Genomic DNA, 22,477 nt, shown 5'->3' on the forward strand with positions numbered 1-22,477 from the left:
CAAGGCGGGCGACGATGTCCTTGGGCGGCAGGGTCCGGCGCTCGCAGAAAACTACCGCTGGATAAGCCGCTCGGGGTCCAGCCTGCGGTTTCGCCGGGAGAGCGGGTCCGGTATGGTCGCCGCCGTCAGAAAAGTTTGGAGTTCCTCATGGCAGGCAGCGTGAACAAGGTCATCCTGGTCGGCAATCTCGGAGCCGATCCGGAAGTGCGCCGCCTCACCTCGGGCGACGCGGTGGTCAACATGCGGATTGCTACGTCCGAGATGTGGCGCGATCGCCAGTCGGGCGAGCGGCGTGAACGCACCGAGTGGCACAACGTGGTGATCTTCAACGAGAATCTCGTGAAGGTCGCCGAGCAGTACCTGAAGAAGGGCGCCAAGGTTTACATCGAGGGCGCGCTTCAGACCCGGAGCTGGGAGGACCAGACCGGCCAGAAGCGCTATACGACCGAGGTGGTGCTGCAGAAGTTCCGCGGCGAGTTGCAGATGCTGGACGGTCGCGGCGAAGGCGGCGGTGGCGGCTCGGGTGGTTCCGGCGGCGGCTACGAAGGCGGCGGTGGTGGCGGCTCGCGCGGCGGTGGCAGCAGCGGCCCGAGCGGCGGCGCATCCGGCGGTGGCGATCGTGGCGGCTACGGCGGCGGTGGATCCTCCCGCGATCTCGACGACGAGATCCCGTTCTGAGGCCTGCCGACCGCACTCGGGTCGATATATAAAGCGGATCGCAGGGGCGGGCGGCGCGGAAGCGCCGCTCGCCTCATGCGTTTACGAAAGCCCTGGCCCGGCCATCAGAGCGTAGCAGCGCGGCTCGAGACCATCAGCAGCGCCGCACCATCGGCCACGAACTGCACCGCCAGCGCGGCAAGCAGGACGCCTAGCAGCCGGGAGATCACCGCCCGGCCGGTGACGCCGAGGAACCGGTCGATCCGGTCGGCGACGGCAAGGAAGCCGAAGGTGATGACCATCGTGACGAACAGGATGGCCACGAGGCCAGCCCGGCCCGTCACCGTCGGCAGGTTGCCGGACAGGAGGATCACCGCCGAGATCGCGCCCGGCCCGGCGATCAGGGGGATCGCCAGCGGAAATGCCGCGACGTCGGCCACCTCCGGATCATCGACCGCACGGTCGGCGCTGCGCTGGTGGCGCTCCTGGCGGCGCTCGAAGACCAGCTCGAAGCCGATCCAAAACAGGAACAGCCCGCCGGCGACGCGGAACGCTCCAAGCGTGATGCCGAGGCCCTCCAGCAAGGCCGTGCCGGCCAGCGCGAAGAGGACGAGGATGACGAAGGCGATGACGCAGGCGCGCACGGCGATCGAGCGGCGCTCCACCGCGTTGGCATCGGGCGTCACGGCCAGGAACAGCGGCACCAGCCCGAGCGGGTCGATGATCACGAAGATCGTCACGAAGCCGCTGAGGAGGATGTCGACCATGCGCACTCGCGAGAAAGCCACTGGAGCTTCTGCGTAGCAGTTGCCGATGCGGGGTCAACCTCGCCCTGCGGAAGCCGGCATTCCGGCCGATTCGGCAAGCGAGGACGGGCATTGCGGAGAGGTCCGCACGGGTTTCTTTTCGGCCGGTTGCAAGGAATTGAAAAGACTGACGAAAAACCCCATCTGAAAAGCCTCGCCGATTTGCACCCTTGATGCCATCCGCGCTATAGCGGGGCAGCGATTTCCGAGCCCTTCAGGACGAATTCTTGGCCGATACAGACGACAAGACGACGCCGCCGGAACGATCGAGCGGCATCGATTCCATCTCCATCATCGAGGAAATGCAGCGCAGCTATCTCGATTACGCCATGAGCGTGATCGTAAGCCGCGCGCTGCCCGACGTGCGCGACGGCCTCAAGCCGGTGCATCGGCGCATCCTCTACGCCATGCGCGAAATGGGGCTCGTCCATAACCGGTCCTACCGCAAGTCCGCCGGTGTTATCGGCGAGGTGATGGGTAAGTTCCATCCGCACGGCGACTCCGCGATCTACGACGCCCTGGTCCGCATGGCGCAGGACTGGTCGCTGCGGGCTCCGTTGATCGACGGGCAGGGCAATTTCGGGTCGATCGACGGCGATCCCCCGGCAGCCATGCGCTACACCGAGTGCCGGCTGGAGAAGATCTCCGACCCGCTGCTCGAGGACATCGACAAGGAAACCGTCAATTTCCAGGAGAACTACGACGGACGCGAGCAGGAGCCGGTGGTCCTGCCGGCGCGCTTCCCCAATCTCCTGGTCAACGGCTCCGGCGGCATCGCCGTCGGCATGGCGACCAACATTCCGCCGCACAATCTCGGCGAGGTGATCGACGGCTGCATCGCGACGATCGACAACCCGGCGATCTCGCTCGAAGAGATCATGGAGATCATCCCCGGTCCGGACTTCCCGACCGGCGGCATCGTGCTCGGCAAGGCCGGCATCCTGTCGGCCTATTCGACCGGCCGCGGCTCGGTCCTGATGCGCGGCAAGGTGCACACCGAGGCTATCCGCAATGACCGCGAAGCCATCGTCATCACCGAGGTCCCGTACCAGGTGAACAAGTCCTCGATGATCGAGAAGATGGCCGAGCTCGTGCGTGACAAGCGCATCGAGGGCATCTCCGACATCCGCGACGAGAGTGACCGCGACGGCTACCGCGTGGTGATCGAGCTGAAGCGCGACGCGACGGCCGACGTCATCCTCAACCAGCTCTACCGCTTCACCCCGCTGCAGACCTCGTTCGGCGCCAACATGGTGGCGCTGAACGGCGGCAAGCCCGAGCAGCTGACGCTGCAGGACATGCTGGCGGCCTTCATCTCCTTCCGCGAGGAAGTGGTGAACCGGCGGACCAAGTACCTGCTGCGCAAGGCGCGCGAGCGCGCCCACGTCCTGGTCGGCCTCGCCATCGCCGTCGCCAATATCGACGAGATCATCAAGCTGATCCGCCAGGCGCCGGATCCGCAGACGGCCCGCGAGCAGCTGATGGAGCGGCACTGGGACGCCAAGGACGTGGCGCCGCTGATCCGGCTCATAGACGATCCGCGTCACCGCATCTCCGAGCAGGAGACCTACAGACTCTCCGAGGCGCAGGCCCGCGCCATTCTCGACCTGCGCCTGCAGCGCCTCACGGCGCTGGGCCGCGACGAGATCGGCGACGAGCTCAACAAGATCGGCGCCGAGATCAAGGAATATCTCGAGATCCTGTCGTCCCGCACGCGGGTTCGCGAGATCATCAAGGCCGAACTCACCGCCATCCGCGACGAGTTCGCCACGCCGCGCCGCACCGTCCTCAGCGAGGGCGCGGCCGACATGGATGACGAAGACCTGATTCCGCGCGAGGACATGGTCGTCACCGTCAGCCACGGCGGCTATATCAAGCGCGTGCCGCTCGCCACCTACCGGGCGCAGCGCCGCGGCGGCAAGGGCCGCTCCGGCATGTCGCTGAAGAACGACGAGGATTCGGTCACGCGGCTGTTCGTCGCCAACACGCATACGCCGGTGCTGTTCTTCTCTTCGCGCGGCATCGTCTACAAGGAAAAGGTCTGGCGCCTGCCGCTGACTACGCCGCAGTCGCGCGGCAAGGCGCTGATCAACCTGCTGCCGCTGGAGAAGGGTGAGCGCATCACCTCGATCCTGCCGCTGCCGAGCGATCCGGATGCCGCCGCCGAACTGAACGTGATGTTCGCCACGACCCGCGGCACGGTGCGGCGCAACAAGCTGTCGGACTTCATCCAGGTCAACCGCAACGGCAAGATCGCGATGAAGCTGGACGAGGGCGACGAAATCCTCGCCGTCGCCACCTGCTCGGAGCAGAACGACGTTTTCCTGGTCGCTTCGTCCGGCCAGTGCATCCGCTTCCCGGTCACCGACGTCCGGGTGTTCGCGGGCCGCAACTCGGTCGGCGTCCGTGGCATCTCGCTGGGCTCGGGCGAGCGCGTCATCTCGATGGCGATCTTGAACCATGTCGACGCCACGCCGGCGGAGCGCGTCTCTTACCTGAAGATGCGCCGCGCGGTCGAAGGCGAAGCGGTGGGCGATGCCTCCGGCGAGCCGACGGTCGAGGAGGAAGGCGTCGAGGACGTCTCCATCGATCAGGAGCGCTACGCCTATCTCGGTGCTGCGGAGGAATTCATCCTGACCGTCAGCGAATTCGGCTACGGCAAGCGGTCATCGTCCTACGAGTTCCGCACCAGCGGTCGCGGCGGCAAGGGCATCAGGGCCACCGACGTCTCCCGCCTCGCCGATATCGGGCCTCTCATTGCCGGTTTCCCGGTAGAGTCTGAGGACGAGCTGCTGCTGATCTCCGACCGCGGGCAGATGATCCGCGTGCCGGTCGAGGGCATCGGCTTCAAGGGCCGCGCCACCAAGGGCGTGACGATCTTCCGGACCGCGGACGGCGAGCGGGTCGTCTCTGTCGAGCGCATCCCGGACCAGGGTGAGGACGAGGCGGGGGAGGCGGAAGCCGACACCACCCAAGACATACCCCCGTCCGACGAGGCGCCCGATACGTCGGAAGCGCCTGACACGCCCGACGACGATCTGCCGCCGGAATAGAAAGAGAAAAGGCCGCCCCGCATATGCTGGGTGGCCTTTTGGTATCGAGGTAAATGGCGGTCCAGCTTCGCGAACAGTCGGCTGGCTGTCGGCTCCACTCGTCTCCTTCGTCGCCAGCGCAAAGGCCGCGACGAAACGCGATCAGCGCATCAGGCGCGAGCGGTTCGCCGTGACTTTGACGCGGGCGCGCTGCGACTCGTTGTGGAGGGTGACAACCGTAGCCGTGACGAGCGTGACGACCATGGCCAGCGAGAGTGCGAAGACGAGCATATGGAATTCTCCATCAATTCGGCTGAATAACTGCCGGAGTCTGATTTTGTTCCACCTTGCCTGGTGCGGCCGTAACGCAGCATGAAGTCGGTGGTCATGAGGCGTTCAGCTCCGCTGCGATGGCCGGGAATTGCTTCCGGGACCCCGAAAGAGTAGGCGGATCGGATGAAGCGCGCGTTCTATCCGGGATCTTTCGATCCGATTACCAATGGCCACATCGACATCCTCCGTCAGGCGAGGGCGGTGTTCGACGAAGTCGTCGTCGGCATTGGCATCCACCCCGGCAAGAAGCCGATGTTCGACTTCGACGAGCGGGCGGCGCTGATCGCCGATTGTCTCGAGACGCCGGTCGAGGTGCTCTCATTCGACGGGCTGGTGGTCGACGCCGCCGCCAGGGCCGGCGCCGTCGCTCTCGTCAGGGGCCTGCGGGATGGCTCCGACCTCGACTACGAGATGCAGATGGCGGGCATGAACGGGGCGATGCGCCCCGAGATCGTCACCGTCTTCTTTCCCGCGTCTCCGGCCACGAGGCCCATAACCGCCACATTGGTTCGCCAGATCGCCGTCATGGGTGGCGACGTCTCATCGTTCGTGCCTGCCAACGTCGCGCAAGCGATCCGAAGGAAAGTCGCCTGACGCGAGATGCGCGGGCGCAAGGTCTGGGATGGAAACCACATGAAATTATTCGCAACGCTCGGCCTCGCTGCCGCGATGACCGCAGCGGCCTTTGCCGGCCCCGCCGCCGCGCAGGCATCGGATCCCGAGAACACGCTGGTGATCACCACCGCTTCAGGCGACATCACCGTCCAGCTGCGGCCGGATCTCGCCCCCAAGCATGTCGAGCGGATCAAGGCGCTGGCAGGCGACGGCTTCTATGACGGCCTGGTGTTCCACCGCGTCATCGACGGCTTCATGGCGCAGACCGGCGATCCGACCGGCACCGGCATGGGCGGTTCCGACATGCCGGACCTCGAGGCGGAATTCTCCGACGAGACCTTCGATCGCGGCACGCTCGGCATGGCGCGTTCGCAGGATCCGAACTCCGCCAATTCGCAGTTCTTCATCATGCTCGCCGATGGCGACTTCCTCGACGGCCAGTACACGATCGTCGGCGACGTCGTCGAAGGCATGGAAAATGTCGATAAGATCAAGAAGGGCGACGCGGCCCAGAACGGCACCGTCGAGGACCCCGACAAGATGGTGAAGGTCCGTCTCGCCGGCCAGGAATAGCAGCCGCCAGGACGGCCAGGCCCGCATTGGGGGTTGTCGGAGGCGGCAAATTCCCCCAAGGAAGGGCCCATATTGCGCCTCGCGTGTCTCGCGGGGCGCTTCGGCATGGAGCCGATCTTCCAAGGAGAACAAGATGGCGCAGGACACCCCCGAGGATCTGCTGATCCTGGAGACGACCAAGGGACGCGTGGTCATCCGGCTTCGCCCCGACCTGGCCCCGCGGCACGTCGCCCGGGTGAAGGAACTGGCGCGCGAAGGCTTCTATGACGGCGTGGTCTTCCACCGCGTCATCGACGGCTTCATGGCGCAGACCGGCGATCCCACCGGCACCGGCGCCGGCGGATCCGACAAGCCCGACCTCGTCGCCGAATTCACCGCCGAGCCGCACAAGCGCGGCACGGTGTCGGCGGCCCGCACGGCCAATCCGAACTCGGCCAATTCCCAGTTCTACATCTGCTTCGATCGGGCCCCCTGGCTCGACAAGCAGTACAGCATCTGGGGCGAAGTGATCGAAGGCATGGAGAATGTCGACAAGATCAAGCGCGGCGAGCCGGTGACCGATCCCGACTCCATCACCACGATGCGCGTCGCCGCCGACGTCTGAGCGGCTGCCGGGCGACCCGGTTGACCGGCATTTCCCGCATCGGCTTCGCTTAATTGATCCCGGGGTCCGCAAGGGCCTCGGGATTTCCCATGAATGGACTGCCGCGATGCGCGTCGACCAATTCGATTTCGAGCTTCCCGACGAGCTGATCGCCCTGCGCCCCGCGTCGCCGCGCGAGAGCGCCCGGCTGCTGACCGTGTCGGCCGAAGGCGCGCTCGCCGACCGCATGGTCGACGACCTGCCGTCGCTGGTCCAGCCCGGCGACGTGCTGGTCTTCAACGACACCCGCGTGATCCCCGCGCAGCTCGAAGGCCGCCGCATCGGCCGCGGGGCGGAAGAGCCCGTCGTGGGTGTAACGCTGCATCAGCGGCTCGACGCCTCCACCTGGAAAGCGTTCGTGCGTGGCGCGCGCAAGCTGCAGCCGGGCGACACGGTCCGCTTCGGCGCCGAAGGTCGTGTCTGCCTCCTCGGCACGCTCGACGCCGTCGTCCGGGAAAAGGGCGAGGGGGGCGAGGTAACCTTCGCCTTCGCCTTCCACGGGGCCGCGCTCGACGAGGCGATCGCCACCGTCGGCTCGATCCCGCTGCCGCCCTACATCGCCACCCGCCGACCGGTCGACGACGACGACCGGCGCGACTACCAGACCATCTATTCGCGGGAGGCTGGCGCCGTCGCGGCGCCGACGGCGGGGCTGCATTTCACCCCGTCGCTGATGGAGCGCCTAGCGGAACGCGGCGTCGCGACCGAATTCCTGACGCTGCATGTCGGCGCCGGCACTTTCCTGCCGATGAAGGCCGACGACACGCAGGACCATCGCATGCACGCCGAGACCGGCCATATCGACGCCGAAACCGCCGCGCGCCTGACCGAGGCGAAGCGCGCCGGCCGCCGCATCGTCGCCGTCGGCACGACCTCGCTGCGGCTGCTCGAAAGCGCGGCGGCCGAGGACGGTAGCATCTCGCCGTTTTCCGGATCGACGGAAATTTTCATCACCCCCGGCTACCGCTTCAAGGCCGTCGACCGGCTGATGACGAATTTCCACCTGCCGCGCTCGACGCTGTTCATGCTGGTTTCCGCCTTCTCGGGACTGGCGACGATGCAGGCGGCTTATGCCCACGCGATCGCCGGCGGCTATCGCTTCTATTCCTACGGGGATGCCTGCCTTCTCGATCGGACGGGCGCATGAGCCAGCATTTCCAGTTCCAGCTGACGGCAACCGACGGCAAGGCCCGGCGCGGCGAGATCACCATGCCGCGCGGCACCGTGCGTACCCCGGCCTTCATGCCGGTGGGCACCGCCGGCACGGTCAAGGCGATGTATCTCGACCAGGTTCGCGACCTCGGCTGCGACATCATCCTCGGCAATGTCTACCATCTGATGCTGCGGCCGGGTGCGGAACGCGTCGCGCGGCTCGGCGGCCTGCACGAGTTCGCCCGGTGGCCGCATCCGATTCTGACGGATTCCGGCGGCTTCCAGGTCATGTCCCTCGCGGCCCTGCGCAAGCTCGACGAGAAGGGCGTTAAGTTCCGCTCGCATCTCGATGGCTCGGAACATGCACTAACCCCGGAACGCTCGATCGAGATCCAGGGGCTCCTCGACAGCGACATCCAGATGCAGCTCGACGAATGCATCCGGCTGCCGGCCGAACGGGCAGAGATCGAGCGGGCGATGGAGATGTCGCTGCGCTGGGCCGAGCGCTGCGCCGTGGCCTTCGGCGACCAGCCTGGCAAGGCGATGTTCGGCATCGTCCAGGGCGGCGATGTCATCGACCTGCGTATACGGTCTGCCCAGCGTCTCGCCGCGATGGATCTGAAGGGCTATGCCGTCGGCGGCCTGGCGGTGGGCGAGCCGCAGGCGGTGATGCTGGCGACGCTCGACGAGACCCTGCCGGTGCTGCCGGCGGACAAGCCCCGCTATCTGATGGGTGTCGGCACGCCGCAGGACATATTGCGATCGGTGGCGCGTGGCATCGACATGTTCGACTGCGTGATGCCGACCAGATCCGGCCGGCACGGCCTTGCCTTCACCCGCTTCGGCAAGGTCAACCTGAAGAACGCCCGCCACGCTGAAGACAAGCGCCCGCTCGACGAAACCTCTGACTGCCCTGCCTCGCGGGACTATTCGCGGGCGTATCTCCACCATCTCGTCCGCTCCAACGAGGCGCTCGCCTCGATGCTGCTGACCTGGAACAATCTCGCCTACTACCAGTCGCTGATGGCCGGCATCCGCGCCGCCATCGAATCCGGCACGTTCGAGGCGTTCGCCGCGAGCACCGAGGAAGCCTGGGCGCAGGGCGACCTGCCGGCGCTGTGAGGAGGCACGCTCCGTCACAGCAATTGCATTGTGGAAAGAAAAGAAAAGGGAGGCCATAGGCCTCCCTTCCATCGTCCTGCTCGGATCTGTGCGGTCAGTCGATGATCTGCACGATGTTGCGATTCTCGTCGACCAGGACGGTGTGGCCGTCGATCACCGTGTACTGGTAGGCTGGGACGCCGACTTCTTCCGGCAGCCGGTACAGCGGCACCGGCTCCGGCAATGGCGCACCGACGATCACGTCAAAGCCGTCCGGGGCCACTATCGAGGTGGTCTGCTCCCGGGTCACGTAGGTACGGATCGAATCGATCTGTGGCTCCTCGATCGTTGTGGTGGTCACGGTCGTAGTGGTCTGTGCCGTTGCACTGCCGGCAAGAAGGGCGAGTCCGGCCGCGATCAGAAGACTTTTCATCGTGGTTCTCCTCATTGGCGTGGTCAGGCTAACGGTGGGGCCGGGGAACCGTTCCCGCTGCACCGCAGGAGCTGGGGCGCCACCGCTTGCTGCACCGGTCGCCGGGCCAAGCGCCGTCCTCGCTCCTTGCGGCGTTCGTCTCAGGCCGACGTCGGCGGACTCAGTCGTCGTTGGACGAGTTGAGGTCCTCGGGCCGGCGTCCCGTTTCGGCCCTCACGACCCGCGCCACGACCTCGCGCCGGCCCGTGGCGTGGTCCGCCTGGATAATGTCGATTTCCATGGGGACGCCGAGTTCGGCCGCTCGTTGGAGCGCGTCGTTGAGGGCTGCAGTGCTCGCCTCGACGGCATTAATCGCCGCTCTGGCGGCGGGTTCGTTCAGATGATGGTCCATACACCAGACATGGACCGGACGCGGGCTTCGGCAAGCACTCGGCAGCGTGGCCACTGCGGCCGCAACTCGGCTTCACGGGCCCGCCCGGGAGCCGCTGCCCGGGGCAAACGACTATTCCGGAGTCCACGAGAAGGGTCACCGCCGCCAGAGGGGATCCGTCGAGCGGGCGCGTGAAGCCAGTTCCGGCAAGCTGCGCCACGTCCAACTCCGCAACCTTCCGTCCGCGGCAGTCTCGGTGCAGGGCGTCTCAGCCGGCTCTCGCCTGGGCGATGGCCTGCTTCATGTCGGCCGGCGCCACCACGCCGGGGAAGAGCACCGTCCCGACGACGTAGGCCGGCGTTCCCATCAGGCCGAAATTCTCCGCCTGGGCGCTGTTGCGCTCGAGGATGCCGTTGATCCGGTAGCTGTCGGCATCGTAGGCGGCGTTGAGGGCCGCGATCTTGAAGCCGGCCTCGGTCAGCGTCGTCTCGACCTGCTGCGGCGTCAGCCGTCCGGGGGTGGCCATCAGCGCCGCCAGCGCCTTCGGGTGATGCGCGCCGGCGGCAAGCGTCAGGCGGGAGGCGTAGAGCGAGGCCGGTCCGAAGATCGGCCAGTCCTTCATCACGTGGCGGATGCCGCCATCCTCGCGCACCAGCTTGACGACGTCGGGATGGGACTGCTTGCAGTAGGGGCACTGGTAATCGAAGAACTCCACGATGGTGACGTCGCCATCCTTGTTGCCGAGCACCGGCACTTCGGGGTCGAACAGCACGGCCTCCTTCGACATCGGATCGGGCGCAGCGGACGCGGCCCGGGCGATCAGCGGCGTCGCGCCGATCGCGAAAGTGGCGATCAGCAGGCTGCGGCGGTCGATCATGGTCATGTCGGGTTTCCTTCGGCGTTGGATTGCGGCTGGCCATCCGGCCCGAGCACGACGATCCGGGTTTTCGGCGGTACCCGCCGGTTGAGGTCGATGACGTCCTGGTTGAGCATGCGGATGCAGCCCGACGAGACGGCCTGGCCGATCGACCATTCCTGGTTGGTCCCGTGGATGCGATAGAGCGTGTCGCGCCCGCCCTTGAACAGATAGAGGGCGCGGGCGCCAAGCGGATTTTCGATGCCGCCCTCCATGCCCTGGCGCAGCTCCCCGCCGTATTTTTCCGGCTCGCGCTCGATCATTCCCTTTGTCGGGGTCCAGCGCGGCCATTCGGCCTTGCGCTCGATGATGCCCTCGCCGGTAAATTCGAGGCCGGCCTGGCCGACGCCGACGCCGTAGCGCATCGCCCGGCCGTTCTCCATGACGAGATAGAGGAAGCGGGCGTGCGGATCGACGACGACCGTGCCGACCGGCTCGTCGGTGGCGTAGTCGACCACCTGCCTTATGTTGCGCGGGTCCATGCGCGCCGGGTCGACCGCGGGAATGTCCCAGCCGTCGTCCTCCACCGCCCCGTACATCTGGGCGATCCGCGGGTCGGTCGGCGGCGGGGTCGGGGCGTAGGCGATCGGCGCCGGGTCGGTCGTGGAACAGGCGGCGAGCGCCAGTCCCGCGACCACGAGCATGGCGGCTCGCGGCAATGTCTTGAGCATGTCTGTCTTCCTGGGTCTGGTCGAGGGACGGTGGCTAGGCGAGGGGGTTCGGCGCACTGCGCACGACCACCTCGGCCCCGACGGGAACGCGGTTTTCGAGATCGATGACGTCCTGGTTGAACATCCGGATGCAGCCGGACGAGACCGAGCGACCGATCGTCGACGGCTCGTTGGTGCCGTGGATCCGGTAGTAGGTGTCGCGGCCGCCGCGGTAGAGATAGAGGGCGCGGGCGCCGAGCGGGTTGCCGAGCCCGCCATCGACGCCGCCGGCATAGGGGCCGAACCGCTCCGGCTCGCGCTTCAGCATGTTGGGTGTCGGCGTCCAGCCCGGCCATTCGGCCTTGCGGGCGACTGTGGCGTTGCCGGCGAAGGCGAAGCCCGCCTTGCCGACGCCGACCCGGTAGCGCATCGCTTTGCCGTCCGCCTCGACGAGGTAGAGGAAATGCGCCGCCGGATCGACGACGATCGTGCCGGGCGCTTCCGGGCCGGTGAAGTCGATGATCTGGCGCTGGTTCTCTTCGGTGAGGTGTGCCGCCGGGATCGCGGGGATGGCACGCCCGTCATCCTCGAACGCGGCATAGCGCGGGTCGCCGACGGCAGCCGGGGCGGCATAGCCGAGCGCCGAGCGGGACATGTCCCCGACGGTCGAGCACCCCGCCATCGTGAGCAGCGTCACGGCGAGGACGCCGGCGCGGTGGATGCTGGTGAAATTCATGTCAGTTCGCCTTGGCGCTGTCGATTCCCGCCGCGAGGGCTTCGCGCGAGATCTCTCCGAAATGCAGCGAGCGGAGGGTCCCGCTCGCGTCGAGGAACAGCGTCGCCGGATAGCCCGCGACGCTGTAATGCCGTGCCAGCGCAAACCCCTGGTCCAGGAGGACATGGTTGATGGAGAGCGCGGCGTCGGCCATGAACTGCGACACGGCGTGCGCGCTTTCCCCCTGGTTGGCGAAGACGAACACCGCGTCGTCGCGCTCCGCGGCCATCGTCGCCATCATCGGCATCTCGCGCCGGCACGGCGGGCACCACGTCGCCCAGAGATTGATAACGACCGGCTTGCCGGCGAAGTCCGACAGAGGCTGCTCGGCGCCGTCCAGCATCGCGAAGCTCTCGGCCGGCGCGGCGAGCGCGGTGGTGGTAGCGACCAGCTGCCAGGCGGTGTTCCAGACCACGAAGGCGCCGGCCAGCGCGCCGATCGACCAGGCCCGCAGGCGAACGTCCCGGAAGACGTAGAGCGTGGTGAGCAGCGCGGCGGCGAGGCCGGCCCATAGGGAGAAGCCGCCTTCGCGAATGCTGAAGATCCTGAGCGGTTCGGGCGCGAAGGTCTCCCAGTGCAGGGCGACATGCCCGAGCCGGGCGGCGACCAGGCCGATCGGCACGATCGCCAGCGACCAGTTGCCCAGCCGGTCGTCGACGCGGCGCGAGAGGATGGCGGCGACGGCGAGAAAGGCGACGAAGCCGATGATCGCCGCCAGACGGTCTCCAGCGAAGACCAGCGGCCCGAGCGTCAAAGCGGTCATGTCAGTTGCCCCCCGCTAGGCGGACGCGCTCAAGGAAGTCCTCGGCGGCAATCTCGCCGACGACGCGCGAGCCGGGCGCCTCCGCGCCATCGGGATCGAGGAAGAGCATGGTCGGCGGCCCGACGACGGACAGCTCCGACATCAGTGCCGTGGTTCCCGGCCGCTCGTCGGTAACGTCAGCTTTCAGCAGCCGGTAGCCGCCGAGCCGTGCCTGCACCCGCGGATCGTCGAACACCTCGCGCTCGATGACGTCGCAGCTGACGCACCAGTCCGCGGTGAAATACAGCAGCGTCGGCCGGTCGCCGGCGGCGATCGCTTCGGCCACGGCCTCGGGCGCCGCGACCGTGTCGAAGCGGAGAGTTCCGGCGGATCGTGCCGTGCCGTTCGAGGCCAGGGGCGCAAGCGGGCGCAGGGGATCGTTTGCCCCGGCGACCGCGCCGACGGCGAGCGTGCCGCCATAGATCAGCGCCAGCATGCCGGCGGTCTGGCCGAGCCGGCGCACGACGCCGCGCGGGCCGCTGCGGCCGCCGAGCCCGCCCAGCGCCACCCCGACGCCGATCAGCAGCGCGGCCCAGAGCCACAGCGAGACGACGGGCGGCAGGATGCGGCCGATCATCCAGATCGCCAGCGCCAGGAAGGCGATGCCGAAGGCGCGGGTGACCACCTGCATCCAGGGTCCCGCCTTGGGCAAGATTCCCGCACCGAACGTGCCGAAGGCGATCAGCGGCACGCCTTGGCCGAGGCCGAGCGCGAAGAGCGCCGCGGCGCCGAGGCCGACGTCACCGGTCTGGCCGATATAGATGAGCGCCCCGGCGAGCGGCGCGGTGACGCAGGGGCCGACGATCAGCGCCGAGGTGAAGCCGAGCGCCGCGGTCGAGCCGATCCCGCCGCGCCCGGTCGTGGCGCCGGCAACGGCATTGGTCCAGGCGCTCGGCAGCCGCAGTTCGAACAGGCCGAACATCGACAGCGCCAGCCCGGCGAAGACCAGCGACACGGCGATGATCGCCGGCGTCGATTGCAGCGCCATCTGCAGGTTCTGTCCGGACCAGGCCGCAGCGACGCCCAGCAGCCCGAAGGCCGACGCCATGGCCAGCACATAGACCGAGGAGTGCGCCAGCCCGCGCCTCGCCGAGGGACGGCCCGCCTGTCGGCCGAGCTGGCCGGCGAGGATCGGATACATCGGGAAGACGCACGGGGTGAAGGCGAGGCCGAGGCCGAGCAGGAAGAACATGGCGACCGCAAAGGCCGCACCGCCGTCGTCGAGCAGCGATGCGACGAGGCCGCCGGAAGCGCCGTCGATCCGGATACCCGAGCCGGCGACAGGGGTCGCTGCGGGCAAATTGGTGACCACGGTGCCGGCGTCGGCCGCGGCGAAGGCCCCGCGGACCCCGGATTGGGTCGGCCGCTCGGATCCGCCATTGGCGGGATCCGCCAGGGACTGTCCCGGCGCGGCCGGGTCGCCTTGCGCCGCCAGCTGGATCGTCCGCGTCACCGGCCGGTAGCAGATGCCGTTTTCCTGGCAGCCCTGATACGACACCGCGATTGCGCTCGTCCCGGCCGGAACCGGACCGAGCGCCGCCGTCGCCGCGTCGTGGAAGACCTCCATCGGGCCGAAATTGGGGTCGTCCTTGGTCTCGCCGCGCGGCATGTCGAGCGCGACGGCTTCGCCCGACGGGGTCGCCGCCGCAATCCTGTCGCGATAAAGGTAGTAACCCTCTACGATCGCCCAGCGAAGTTCGGTGCTGCCGGTGGCGTTCGCTGTGCTGGTCAGGGCAAAGGCCTGTTCGACCGGCAGCGGCTCCGTCTGCGCACGGGCCGCGACGGGTGCGCCGATGCTGACGGCCATGATGGCCGCGGCCAGGATGTTTCTGATCGCCATGAACCTCTCCGGTCGACTGCTCGAACCGGGTGGTCGGCCGCCCAGCTTAAGGCAGCCTTAAGCTGGGTCGGCAGGATCGCAGTCGTCGGCGGCAATGGACGGGAGCAGGCATGCGCATACTGATCGTCGAGGACGACGACATCATCGGCAACGGCCTGAAGGTCGGGCTCGGCATGAGCGGCTTTACCGCCGACCTCGCCGATTGCTGCGAGGCCGGCGAGGCGGCGCTGGCGGTCGGCGGGTTCGACGCCGTGGTGCTCGACGTCATGCTGCCCGACGGGTCCGGCCACGACATGCTGGCGCGGCTGCGCCGCCGCGGCGACACGACGCCGGTACTGCTGTTGACCGCCCTCGACACCTTGCCCGACCGGGTGCGGGGGCTGGACGGCGGGGCGGACGATCATCTCGGCAAGCCGTTCGAGCTGGACGAGGTCGCCGCGCGCCTGCGGGCGCTCCTGCGCCGGGCCACCGCGCGCGCCGACAGCTTTCTCGAGTGGGGCGGCGTACGGCTCGATCCCGCCACGATGACGGCCTTCCAGGATGGCGACGAGACCCGTCTGTCGCGGCGCGAATTCGCCGTTCTGCACGCGCTGATGCAGCACCCGGGCGCCGTCCTGTCAAAGCCGCAACTGGAGGAAAAGCTCTACGGCTTCGACGAGGGCGTCGAGAGCAATGCCGTTGAGGTGCATGTCCACAATCTGCGGGCCAAATTCGGCAGCCGCTTCATCGAGACGCTGCGCGGCGTCGGCTACCGGCTGCGCAGGCCCGATCAATGACCGGCTCGCTGAAAGGCCGACTGTTCCTGCTGCTGCTGGTCACGACCGGGGTCGTCTGGCTGTGTGCCACGGCATGGATCTACGCCAGCACGCGGGCCGAGGTGGAGCGCGTGCTGGACGCCCGGCTGATGGAAGCGGCGAGGATGGTGTCGTCGCTGGTCCAGAGCCAGGATATCGACATGGATGCAGCGGCGCGGATCGCCGCCCCGGCAAGGGAGACCGAGCGCGGCCCCTACGAGCGCCATCTGTCCTGCCAGATCTGGTCGCTCTCGGGCTCGCTGCTCGGCCGCTCCGACGGGGCACCCGCCGAGCGGCTCTCCGACCACGCCGACGGCTTTGCCGAACAGGTCGTCGACGGCGAGACCTGGCGGGTCTTTGCGGTGCGCGACCCGACCAGCGGCGTCGAGGTTCTGGTCGGGGACAATCTCGAGATGCGGGCGCGCCTGGTGCGCGACATAGTCACCGGCCTGCTCCTGCCGATGCTGCTGATCGCGCCCCTGCTGGCGGGCATCATCTGGCTCGCGGTCTGGCGGGGAATGCGGCCGCTCGACCGGCTTGCCGCGACGCTGGGCGAGCGCGAGGCCGACCGGCTGCACCCGCTGCCGATCGAGGCGACCGTCTCCGAGATCCGCCCGGTCGTCGCCGCGCTGAACGGGCTGTTCGAACGGGTGGCGAAGGTCCGCGACCGCGAGCGGCAGTTCCTCGCCTATGCCGCGCACGAGCTGCGCACGCCGCTGTCGGGCCTCAAGACCCAGGCGCAGATCGCGACGCGCAGCGATGACGTCGCGGTCCGCGCCGCCGCGCTCGTCCAGATCGTCACGGCCGTCGACCGGACCTCGCGCCTGGTGCGGCAGCTTCTCGCCACGGCGGAGGCCGAGGCGGTGTCCGCCGAGGAGGACGTTTCGCCGGTCCCGCTGGCGCCGCTGCTGCACGACCTTCTCGGCGACCAGCATGCGCGGCTGGCAGCGAAAGGCGGAAATCTCGTCATCGACGCTTCGGTGGATCGCGCCCTCGTAGCCAACCAGACGCTGGTCTGCCTGGCCTTGCGGAACCTTGTCGAAAACGCCGTCAGTCACTCGCCACAAGGCGGGACGGTGGTCTTGCGTCGCTGCGGTGCATCGATCCTGGTGGAAGACGAAGGGCCCGGCATCCCGGCGGACGAGATCGCCCGGGCAACGGAGCGCTTCTTCCGCGGCCGGAATCACGCCACCGTCGGGAGCGGCTTGGGCCTCAGCATCGTCAAGCTCTGCGCTGAAAAGCTCGGCGGAAGCGTCGAACTTGCGAACCGCGCCAGAGGGGGACTGGCAGCGCGCCTGACTATCCCCGGCCTGCATGCCGGAGCGGCGTCGCCGCGCGAGGACGCCTAGCGGCGAGGGGCGGTTGGACGGGCTCAGGCGAGACGCCGCCCCCACCGGCCCGGCCATGGCACTGCCGGCCGCGACCCCAGCACCATTGCCCTGGCGTTCGCTGTCGCCTGCCGGTTTCGGTCGAGGTTAGATCGTCTGGCCGAAGAGGGCGCCTATCCCGGCGGTCAGCGCCATGGCCGCCGCACCCCAGAAGGCGACGCGCGCAGTGCCGCGCCAGACATTAGCCCCGCCGGTCTTGGCGCCAATCGCGCCAAGGAATGCGAGGAAGACGAGCGAAGCGCCGGAAACGAAGACGATGAGAAGATCCGCCGGTGCGACGAAGACCATCAGCAGCGGCATCGCGGCGCCGACGGCGAAGGTCGCCGCGGAGGTCAGCGCCGCCTGGACCGGACGAGCGGCCGTCACCTCGGATATGCCGAGCTCGTCCCTGGCATGGGCGCCGAGCGCATCTCGCGCCGTCAGCTGGGTGGCGACCTGACGGGCAAGGCTCAACTCGAGGCCACGACCGACATAGATCTGCGTCAACTCCTCGAGCTCTCCGGATGGGTCGTCGCGGAGCTCCGCCGTCTCGCGCGCAAGGTCGGCATTCTCCGTGTCGGACTGGGAAGAGACCGAGACGTATTCTCCGGCCGCCATGGACATCGCACCGGCCACGAGACCTGCGACGCCGGCAATGACGATCTCGGGCGTTGCCGCTGCAGACGCTGCGACACCGACGATCAGGCTCGCCGTCGAGACGATGCCGTCATTGGCGCCGAGGACGGCGGCGCGAAGCCAGCCGATGCGCGCGACGAGATGATTCTCCGGGTGCGACAGCGATCGAGGCATGGGTTCTCTCCAGACAAGGTGACGGTGATCGCCGGGACTGCTGTGGATGTGGTACCAGAACGGCGCGGCGACCACCCATCCGATCGAGGTCGGCCCTGGATGTCCCGATTGGCTGATGGCGGCGAGGCTGGCCGATCTTGCGAAGAGATGGCGCCAGCGAAGGTCGTGTCGCGCGTCGTCAGCGGCTCGCCCTCGCACCTGGGATCAAAGAGCGCTTCCATGGCCCCCTTGCCGTCGGCTGCTGATCCTGGCGAACATGCTGCTCGCGATCCTCGCCCGCACCGACTAACGCGGGGCACTGCTACCGAACCTCGGTCGACGCCCTGGCCGGCGCGCGCGTGTCCAAAAGCTCAACGATTTCAGAGGGGAATTGGTGAGCGCGCAGGGACTCGAACCCTGGACCTACAGATTAAAAGTCCGTTGCTCTACCAACTGAGCTACGCGCTCGCGCCGCCGGAAAAGATCCCGTCGGAGACGCGGCGGACCATAGGTAGGGGCCCTCTGGCGGTCAACCGGAAATTCCGTCGCATCTCGTGACGCGATTGCGATTTGCCGCCGCGCGGCGCGCGGTCTAGAAACCGGCGCGATCCCGGATCCAGCGAAACGCCATCATCGAAGGCGAGCCGATTGCTCTCAGACCTTTCCTATCCGACCGCGGTGTTCGCCGGAGCGCTGTCCTTCCTGTCGCCCTGTGTCCTGCCGCTGGTCCCGCCGTATCTCTGTTACATGGCCGGGGTATCGGCCGAGGACCTGCGCAGCGGTCAGATCGCGGGCAGCGCCCGCCATACGCGCCTGCTCGCGACCGCCGTCAGCTTCGTGCTGGGCTTTTCGACGGTGTTCGTGATGCTCGGCGCCGGCGCCAGCTCGATCGGCCAGATGCTGCGGCAGAATCTCGACTGGCTGGGCATCGTCGCGGGGCTGGCGATCATCGTCATGGGGTTGAACTTCCTTGGCGTCTTCCGGCTGAACTTCCTGTCCCGCGAGTTGCGGATGCGCGCGCCGGACCGGCCGCACAGCGTGGGCGGCGCCTATCTGATGGGCCTCGCCTTCGCCTTCGGCTGGACGCCGTGCATCGGGCCAGTGCTGGGGGCGATCCTCGGCCTAGCGGGCACGCAGGCGACGGTGGGCGAGGGGGCGCTGATGCTCGGCTTCTATTCGGCCGGGCTCGGCATTCCATTCATTCTCGCGGCGGCATTTTCCGGCGCCTTCCTGCGCTGGCTGAGCGGCTTTCGGGCGCATCTCGGTACCGTGGAGAAAGCAATGGGGGGGCTGCTGGTGGTCACCGGCATCCTGTTCCTGACCGGCGGCATGCAGGCCATGTCTTTCTGGCTGCTCGAGACCTTTCCGGCGCTGCAGACGATCGGCTGAGCCGGCGACCGCGGATTTGCCGGCCGTTTCGCAGGCGCGAAGATGCAGCTTGCAAATGACGCTGGCGGCGAAGATGATTCCGGCGCGGACGTCGACCGGCTCGGACCGGCATGCGGCGACGCCGGAGGTCTCCTGAGCGATGGCGCGGCTGCGTAACTACTTCCTGACCGGGTTCATCGTCTGCGCGCCCTTAGCGATCACCGCCTGGATCACCTGGTCCTTCATGGGCTGGGTGGATGGCTGGGTGAAGCCCTACATCCCGTCGCAGTACACGCCGGACGCCTATCTGCCCTTCGCGCTGCCGGGCTTCGGCCTCGTCGTCGCGCTCGTGCTGATCACCCTCATCGGTTTCCTGACGGCGAACTTCATCGGCCGCACGCTCATCGGCTGGAGCGAGAACGTACTCGGACGCATGCCGCTGGTGCGCTCGGTCTACACCGCGCTAAAGCAGATCTTCGAGACGGTGCTGGCCGACCGGTCGTCTTCCTTCAAGACGGCGGCGCTGATCGAATATCCGCGGCCGGGCCTGTGGTGCCTGGTGTTTGTGGCCACGACGGCGCGCGGCGAGATCGCCTCAGTGCTCTCCGACCAGGGCGACGAGATGCTTGCGGTGTTCCTGCCGCCGACACCCAATCCGACCTCCGGCTTCCTGCTCTTCGTGCCACGCGAAGATGTCCGCGTGCTCGACATGAGCATCGAGGCGGCGCTGAAGCTGGTGATCTCGGCAGGACTCGTCTCGCCGGAGGACGACCCGGCCGGGCCGCTGTCGCCCCGGCAGGCCTCGCGCCTCGTGGCGGAGCGGCTGCGGGCGCGGGAAAAGCCGGAGCCGGTCGACTGAAGCGCGATTGAAGCGCGCCCCGCTCAGCCGGAGCGCAGCAGCCGCACCGCCTCGTCCTTGCCGAACAGATAGAGCAGCGCCCGCAGGCACTCGCCGCGCGGCGTCGTCAGCTCCGGGTCCGTCGCCAGGATCAACCGCGCGTCGTCGCGGGCGACCTCCATCAGATCCGCGTGGTGCTCCATCCGCGCGATCCGGAAGAACGGCGCGCCGGATTGCTGCGTGCCGAGCAGGTCGCCTTCGCCGCGCAGCTTCAGGTCCTCCTCGGCGATGCGGAAACCGTCCTCGGTGTCGCGCATGACCGCCAGCCGCGCCGCGGCGGTCTCGCCCAGGGGGGCGCGATAGAGCAGCACGCAGGAGGACGGCTTGGCGCCGCGCCCGACCCGGCCGCGCAGCTGGTGCAGCTGCGACAGGCCGAAGCGTTCGGCATGCTCGATGACGATGATCGTCGCGTCCGGCACGTCGACGCCGACCTCGATGACGGTCGTCGCGACGACCAGCTTCGTCCGGCCGGCCTTGAAGTCGGCCATTGCCCGGTCCTTCTCCTCGCCGGTCATGCGGCCGTGGACGAGGCCGACGGCCGGGCCGAACAGCTGGCTCAGCTGCCGGAACCGCTCCTCGGCGGCCATCAGGTCGCTCTTCTCCGATTCCTCGACCAGCGGGCAGACCCAGTAGAGCCGCTCGCCGGCCTCCATCGCTTTGCCGGCCCGGGCGACGATCTCGTCCAGCCGCTCCATCGGCACGGCGACGGTGGTGATCGGCTTGCGGCCGGCCGGCTTGCCGGTCAGGCGCGAGACGTCCATGTCGCCGAAGGCGGCGAGCACCAGCGTCCGCGGGATCGGCGTCGCGGTCATGACGAGAAGATCGGGCGAGGCGCCCTTGCGGGTCAGGCTGAGCCGCTGGTGGACCCCGAAGCGGTGCTGCTCGTCGACGACGACGAGGCCGAGATCGTGATAGGCGACGGCCTCCTGGAAGACGGCATGGGTGCCGACGACGATCTGCGTCCGGCCGGAGGCGATGGCGTCGAGCTTTTCGGTGCGGATGCGCCCGGTATCGCGGCCGGTGAGGAGCGTCAGGCTGAGCCCCGCCGACTCGCAGAGCCGCGACAGGCCGTCATGGTGCTGGCGTGCCAGGATTTCGGTCGGGGCGAGCAGCACCGACTGGGCGCCGGATTCGGCTGCCGTCGCCATCGCCATGAGCGCGACGACGGTCTTGCCGGCGCCGACATCGCCCTGCAGGAGCCGCAGCATCCGCTCGCCCGATGCCATGTCGGCGCGGATCTCGGCGATCGCCTGCGCCTGGCCCTCGGTCAGCGTGAAGGGCAGGGCGTCGACGACGCGGCGCGAGGATACTCCGTTGCCGGCCATGGCGCGGCCGCGGCTGGCCTTCATCCGTTGCCGGGAGAGCGCGAGCGCCAGCTGGCTGGCCAGGAACTCGTCATAGGCGAGGCGGCGGTAGGCCGGCCCCTCCGGCGCAAGGTCCACCGCGTCCGCCGGATCGTGCAGGCCGCTGAGCGAGGGACCGAAAGCGGCGAAACCCTCGCGGCGCATGACGCCGGGATCGATCCACTCGCCGAGCTCCGGCAACCGCTCCAGCGCCTGGGTGATCGCCTTCCGCAGGATCTTCGGCGAGAGCCCGGCCGTCATCGGATAGACCGGCTCGACCAGCGTCAGCGTCTCGGCCTCGGCGACCGGCGCAACGAAGTCCGGATGCACCATCGAGGGCCGGCCGTTAAACCACTCGACCCGTCCCGACACGATCATCGTCTCGCCGACCGGCAGCAGCTTCTCCAGCCAGCCCGACTGGCCGCGAAAATAGGTAAGGGCGATCTCGCCGGTCTCGTCCTGGGCAAAGACCTTGTAGGGCACAGAGCGCTGCGCTCGGCCGGCCGCCTGGTGCCGGTCGACGCGCACGGTCAGCGTCACGATCGAGCCCTCGGGCGCCAGCGCGATCTCCGCGCGCTTGCGGCGGTCGATCAGCCCGGTCGGGAGGTGGAACAAAAGGTCGCGGACGCGGACCGTCTCGCCGGCACCGGCGAGCAGCGTCTGGAACTGGGCCGCGACTTTCGGGCCGACGCCTTCGAGCGTGGTGACGGCGGCGAACAGCGGATCAAGGATCGAGGGGCGCATCCGCGCGAGGTTTAGCTGCGTTCCGACCGAAGGCAAGGCTGACAGTCTCGAAGCCTCCCTATATAGAGGCGGCATTCACACCACAGGACCGTCATGACTGGTATGCAGCGCTCCTCGAGCGATCTCGATGTCCGTCGTCGCAAGGCGCTTTTCCGGTCCTGGCACCGGGGCACCCGCGAGATGGACCTGGTGCTCGGCCGCTTCGCCGATTCCGAAATCGATCGCCTCACCGACGCGGAGCTCGGCGAGTACGAGCATCTGATGGAAGCGATCGACCGCGACCTGTTCCAGTGGATGACCGGCGAGGTGCAAACGCCCGCCGAACACGACACGGCGATCTTCCGCCGCGTCCGCGACTTCCATGGCGGCGCCTGGGAGGAGCTGAAGTGACGATCTCCCCCAAACTGAAGAAGGCGTTGGAGCGCGGTGCGAGCATCGAGATCGGCAACGTCCTCGAGGGCTACGAGGCGTTCCTG

General features: G+C 68.1%; 23 protein-coding genes and 1 tRNA gene. 12 read left to right on the forward strand and 12 right to left on the reverse strand.

From position 1 onward, the window contains the following. Positions 1–147 precede the first annotated feature (147 nt). On the forward strand, positions 148–678 hold the full coding sequence (gene ssb, locus GGR03_RS02880) for a single-stranded DNA-binding protein (protein ID WP_183206048.1): 531 nt from the start codon (positions 148–150) through the stop codon (positions 676–678). A 104-nt stretch (positions 679–782) separates the two neighbouring features. On the opposite strand, the gene GGR03_RS02885 is transcribed toward ssb, so the two are convergent. Then, complete coding sequence (locus tag GGR03_RS02885) at positions 783–1,430, reverse strand: MarC family protein (protein WP_183206999.1); 648 nt, start codon at positions 1,428–1,430, stop codon at positions 783–785. Positions 1,431–1,765: 335 nt separating this feature from the next. Between GGR03_RS02885 and gyrA the strand changes: the two genes are divergently transcribed. Then, the gene (gyrA, locus tag GGR03_RS02890; protein WP_246367672.1) at positions 1,766–4,516 is read left to right on the forward strand and encodes a DNA gyrase subunit A; all 2,751 of its coding nucleotides are present in this window, start codon (positions 1,766–1,768) and stop codon (positions 4,514–4,516) included. A gap of 141 nt (positions 4,517–4,657) precedes the next feature. On the opposite strand, the gene GGR03_RS24560 is transcribed toward gyrA, so the two are convergent. Further along, positions 4,658–4,786, reverse strand: a complete 129-nt coding sequence (locus GGR03_RS24560; RefSeq protein WP_281354618.1) for a hypothetical protein — start codon at positions 4,784–4,786, stop codon at positions 4,658–4,660. Positions 4,787–4,951: 165 nt separating this feature from the next. Here GGR03_RS24560 and coaD point away from each other — a divergent pair, with 165 nt between their 5' ends. The 5 genes from coaD to tgt all read left to right on the forward strand — a co-directional run bounded on the left by coaD (position 4,952) and on the right by tgt (position 8,933). Next, entirely contained in the window at positions 4,952–5,422 is a 471-nt protein-coding gene (gene coaD, locus GGR03_RS02895) for a pantetheine-phosphate adenylyltransferase (RefSeq protein WP_183206050.1), read from the forward strand. A gap of 39 nt (positions 5,423–5,461) precedes the next feature. Then, the gene (locus GGR03_RS02900; protein WP_183206051.1) at positions 5,462–6,016 is read left to right on the forward strand and encodes a peptidylprolyl isomerase; all 555 of its coding nucleotides are present in this window, start codon (positions 5,462–5,464) and stop codon (positions 6,014–6,016) included. Between the two features lie 133 nt (positions 6,017–6,149). Next, on the forward strand, positions 6,150–6,620 hold the full coding sequence (locus GGR03_RS02905; RefSeq protein WP_183206052.1) for a peptidylprolyl isomerase: 471 nt from the start codon (positions 6,150–6,152) through the stop codon (positions 6,618–6,620). Positions 6,621–6,726: 106 nt separating this feature from the next. Then, positions 6,727–7,806 carry a tRNA preQ1(34) S-adenosylmethionine ribosyltransferase-isomerase QueA gene (gene queA, locus GGR03_RS02910; RefSeq protein WP_183206053.1) on the forward strand — a complete coding sequence of 360 codons (1,080 nt, stop codon included), beginning with the start codon at positions 6,727–6,729 and terminating at the stop codon, positions 7,804–7,806. Further along, complete coding sequence (gene tgt, locus GGR03_RS02915) at positions 7,803–8,933, forward strand: tRNA guanosine(34) transglycosylase Tgt (RefSeq protein WP_183206054.1); 1,131 nt, start codon at positions 7,803–7,805, stop codon at positions 8,931–8,933. Before queA ends, tgt begins: the two co-directional genes overlap by 4 nt. Before the next feature lie 94 nt (positions 8,934–9,027). Here the strand turns inward: tgt and GGR03_RS02920 are convergent, their stop codons facing one another. The 7 genes from GGR03_RS02920 to dsbD form a co-directional block, all read right to left on the reverse strand. Further along, positions 9,028–9,345 (reverse strand): DUF1236 domain-containing protein, encoded by a 318-nt coding sequence (locus tag GGR03_RS02920; RefSeq protein WP_183206055.1) that lies wholly within the window; start codon positions 9,343–9,345, stop codon positions 9,028–9,030. Between the two features lie 160 nt (positions 9,346–9,505). Then, a complete protein-coding gene (locus GGR03_RS02925; RefSeq protein ID WP_183206056.1) occupies positions 9,506–9,736 on the reverse strand; it encodes a hypothetical protein in 231 nt (76 codons plus the stop codon). A 247-nt stretch (positions 9,737–9,983) separates the two neighbouring features. Then, a complete protein-coding gene (locus GGR03_RS02930; RefSeq protein WP_183207000.1) occupies positions 9,984–10,592 on the reverse strand; it encodes a DsbA family protein in 609 nt (202 codons plus the stop codon). A 2-nt stretch (positions 10,593–10,594) separates the two neighbouring features. Further along, on the reverse strand, positions 10,595–11,302 hold the full coding sequence (locus GGR03_RS02935) for a L,D-transpeptidase (RefSeq protein WP_183206057.1): 708 nt from the start codon (positions 11,300–11,302) through the stop codon (positions 10,595–10,597). Positions 11,303–11,336: 34 nt separating this feature from the next. Further along, entirely contained in the window at positions 11,337–12,017 is a 681-nt protein-coding gene (locus GGR03_RS02940; RefSeq protein ID WP_246367569.1) for a L,D-transpeptidase, read from the reverse strand. Between the two features lies 1 nt (position 12,018). Next, positions 12,019–12,819, reverse strand: coding sequence for a TlpA disulfide reductase family protein (locus tag GGR03_RS02945; RefSeq protein ID WP_183206058.1), 801 nt, complete (start codon positions 12,817–12,819; stop codon positions 12,019–12,021). A 1-nt stretch (position 12,820) separates the two neighbouring features. Continuing rightward, a complete protein-coding gene (dsbD, locus tag GGR03_RS02950) occupies positions 12,821–14,698 on the reverse strand; it encodes a protein-disulfide reductase DsbD (RefSeq protein WP_183206059.1) in 1,878 nt (625 codons plus the stop codon). Positions 14,699–14,808: 110 nt separating this feature from the next. Between dsbD and GGR03_RS02955 the strand changes: the two genes are divergently transcribed. Both GGR03_RS02955 and GGR03_RS02960 read left to right on the forward strand, forming a co-directional pair. Then, on the forward strand, positions 14,809–15,474 hold the full coding sequence (locus GGR03_RS02955) for a response regulator transcription factor (RefSeq protein WP_183206060.1): 666 nt from the start codon (positions 14,809–14,811) through the stop codon (positions 15,472–15,474). Beyond that, positions 15,471–16,841, forward strand: coding sequence for an ATP-binding protein (locus tag GGR03_RS02960; RefSeq protein WP_183206061.1), 1,371 nt, complete (start codon positions 15,471–15,473; stop codon positions 16,839–16,841). Before GGR03_RS02955 ends, GGR03_RS02960 begins: the two co-directional genes overlap by 4 nt. 126 nt (positions 16,842–16,967) lie before the next feature. On the opposite strand, the gene GGR03_RS02965 is transcribed toward GGR03_RS02960, so the two are convergent. Then, on the reverse strand, positions 16,968–17,669 hold the full coding sequence (locus GGR03_RS02965) for a VIT1/CCC1 transporter family protein (protein ID WP_183206062.1): 702 nt from the start codon (positions 17,667–17,669) through the stop codon (positions 16,968–16,970). A 371-nt stretch (positions 17,670–18,040) separates the two neighbouring features. Further along, positions 18,041–18,116 (reverse strand) — tRNA-Lys (locus tag GGR03_RS02970). Between the two features lie 180 nt (positions 18,117–18,296). Here GGR03_RS02970 and GGR03_RS02975 point away from each other — a divergent pair. After that, complete coding sequence (locus tag GGR03_RS02975; RefSeq protein ID WP_183206063.1) at positions 18,297–19,037, forward strand: cytochrome c biogenesis CcdA family protein; 741 nt, start codon at positions 18,297–18,299, stop codon at positions 19,035–19,037. 139 nt (positions 19,038–19,176) lie between these two features. Then, positions 19,177–19,875, forward strand: coding sequence for a DUF502 domain-containing protein (locus GGR03_RS02980; RefSeq protein WP_183206064.1), 699 nt, complete (start codon positions 19,177–19,179; stop codon positions 19,873–19,875). Positions 19,876–19,898: 23 nt separating this feature from the next. Here GGR03_RS02980 and recG read toward each other — a convergent pair whose 3' ends face one another. Beyond that, on the reverse strand, positions 19,899–22,001 hold the full coding sequence (gene recG, locus GGR03_RS02985) for an ATP-dependent DNA helicase RecG (RefSeq protein WP_183207002.1): 2,103 nt from the start codon (positions 21,999–22,001) through the stop codon (positions 19,899–19,901). Between the two features lie 93 nt (positions 22,002–22,094). On the opposite strand from recG, the gene GGR03_RS02990 reads away from it, so the two are divergent. Beyond that, positions 22,095–22,391, forward strand: a complete 297-nt coding sequence (locus tag GGR03_RS02990) for an FAD assembly factor SdhE (protein ID WP_183206065.1) — start codon at positions 22,095–22,097, stop codon at positions 22,389–22,391. The last annotated feature ends 86 nt before the right edge of the window (positions 22,392–22,477 follow it).

The organism is Aurantimonas endophytica (genome assembly GCF_014196845.1).
In the GTDB taxonomy this organism is placed as follows: Bacteria; Pseudomonadota; Alphaproteobacteria; order Rhizobiales; family Rhizobiaceae; genus Aurantimonas; species Aurantimonas endophytica.

What these genes read in the sequence shown, in the direction of transcription:
- ssb (WP_183206048.1), top strand. Translation starts at nt 148, where the DNA reads ATGGCAGGCAGCGTGAACAAGGTCATCCTGGTCGGCAATCTCGGAGCC.
- gyrA (WP_246367672.1), top strand. Translation starts at nt 1,766, where the DNA reads ATGCAGCGCAGCTATCTCGATTACGCCATGAGCGTGATCGTAAGCCGC.
- GGR03_RS24560 (WP_281354618.1), bottom strand. Translation starts at nt 4,786, where the DNA reads ATGCTCGTCTTCGCACTCTCGCTGGCCATGGTCGTCACGCTCGTCACG.
- coaD (WP_183206050.1), top strand. Translation starts at nt 4,952, where the DNA reads ATGAAGCGCGCGTTCTATCCGGGATCTTTCGATCCGATTACCAATGGC.
- GGR03_RS02900 (WP_183206051.1), top strand. Translation starts at nt 5,462, where the DNA reads ATGAAATTATTCGCAACGCTCGGCCTCGCTGCCGCGATGACCGCAGCG.
- GGR03_RS02905 (WP_183206052.1), top strand. Translation starts at nt 6,150, where the DNA reads ATGGCGCAGGACACCCCCGAGGATCTGCTGATCCTGGAGACGACCAAG.
- queA (WP_183206053.1), top strand. Translation starts at nt 6,727, where the DNA reads ATGCGCGTCGACCAATTCGATTTCGAGCTTCCCGACGAGCTGATCGCC.
- tgt (WP_183206054.1), top strand. Translation starts at nt 7,803, where the DNA reads ATGAGCCAGCATTTCCAGTTCCAGCTGACGGCAACCGACGGCAAGGCC.
- GGR03_RS02920 (WP_183206055.1), bottom strand. Translation starts at nt 9,345, where the DNA reads ATGAAAAGTCTTCTGATCGCGGCCGGACTCGCCCTTCTTGCCGGCAGT.
- GGR03_RS02925 (WP_183206056.1), bottom strand. Translation starts at nt 9,736, where the DNA reads ATGGACCATCATCTGAACGAACCCGCCGCCAGAGCGGCGATTAATGCC.
- GGR03_RS02930 (WP_183207000.1), bottom strand. Translation starts at nt 10,592, where the DNA reads ATGATCGACCGCCGCAGCCTGCTGATCGCCACTTTCGCGATCGGCGCG.
- GGR03_RS02935 (WP_183206057.1), bottom strand. Translation starts at nt 11,302, where the DNA reads ATGCTCAAGACATTGCCGCGAGCCGCCATGCTCGTGGTCGCGGGACTG.
- GGR03_RS02940 (WP_246367569.1), bottom strand. Translation starts at nt 12,017, where the DNA reads ATGAATTTCACCAGCATCCACCGCGCCGGCGTCCTCGCCGTGACGCTG.
- GGR03_RS02945 (WP_183206058.1), bottom strand. Translation starts at nt 12,819, where the DNA reads ATGACCGCTTTGACGCTCGGGCCGCTGGTCTTCGCTGGAGACCGTCTG.
- dsbD (WP_183206059.1), bottom strand. Translation starts at nt 14,698, where the DNA reads ATGGCGATCAGAAACATCCTGGCCGCGGCCATCATGGCCGTCAGCATC.
- GGR03_RS02955 (WP_183206060.1), top strand. Translation starts at nt 14,809, where the DNA reads ATGCGCATACTGATCGTCGAGGACGACGACATCATCGGCAACGGCCTG.
- GGR03_RS02960 (WP_183206061.1), top strand. Translation starts at nt 15,471, where the DNA reads ATGACCGGCTCGCTGAAAGGCCGACTGTTCCTGCTGCTGCTGGTCACG.
- GGR03_RS02965 (WP_183206062.1), bottom strand. Translation starts at nt 17,669, where the DNA reads ATGCCTCGATCGCTGTCGCACCCGGAGAATCATCTCGTCGCGCGCATC.
- GGR03_RS02980 (WP_183206064.1), top strand. Translation starts at nt 19,177, where the DNA reads ATGGCGCGGCTGCGTAACTACTTCCTGACCGGGTTCATCGTCTGCGCG.
- recG (WP_183207002.1), bottom strand. Translation starts at nt 22,001, where the DNA reads ATGCGCCCCTCGATCCTTGATCCGCTGTTCGCCGCCGTCACCACGCTC.
- GGR03_RS02990 (WP_183206065.1), top strand. Translation starts at nt 22,095, where the DNA reads ATGACTGGTATGCAGCGCTCCTCGAGCGATCTCGATGTCCGTCGTCGC.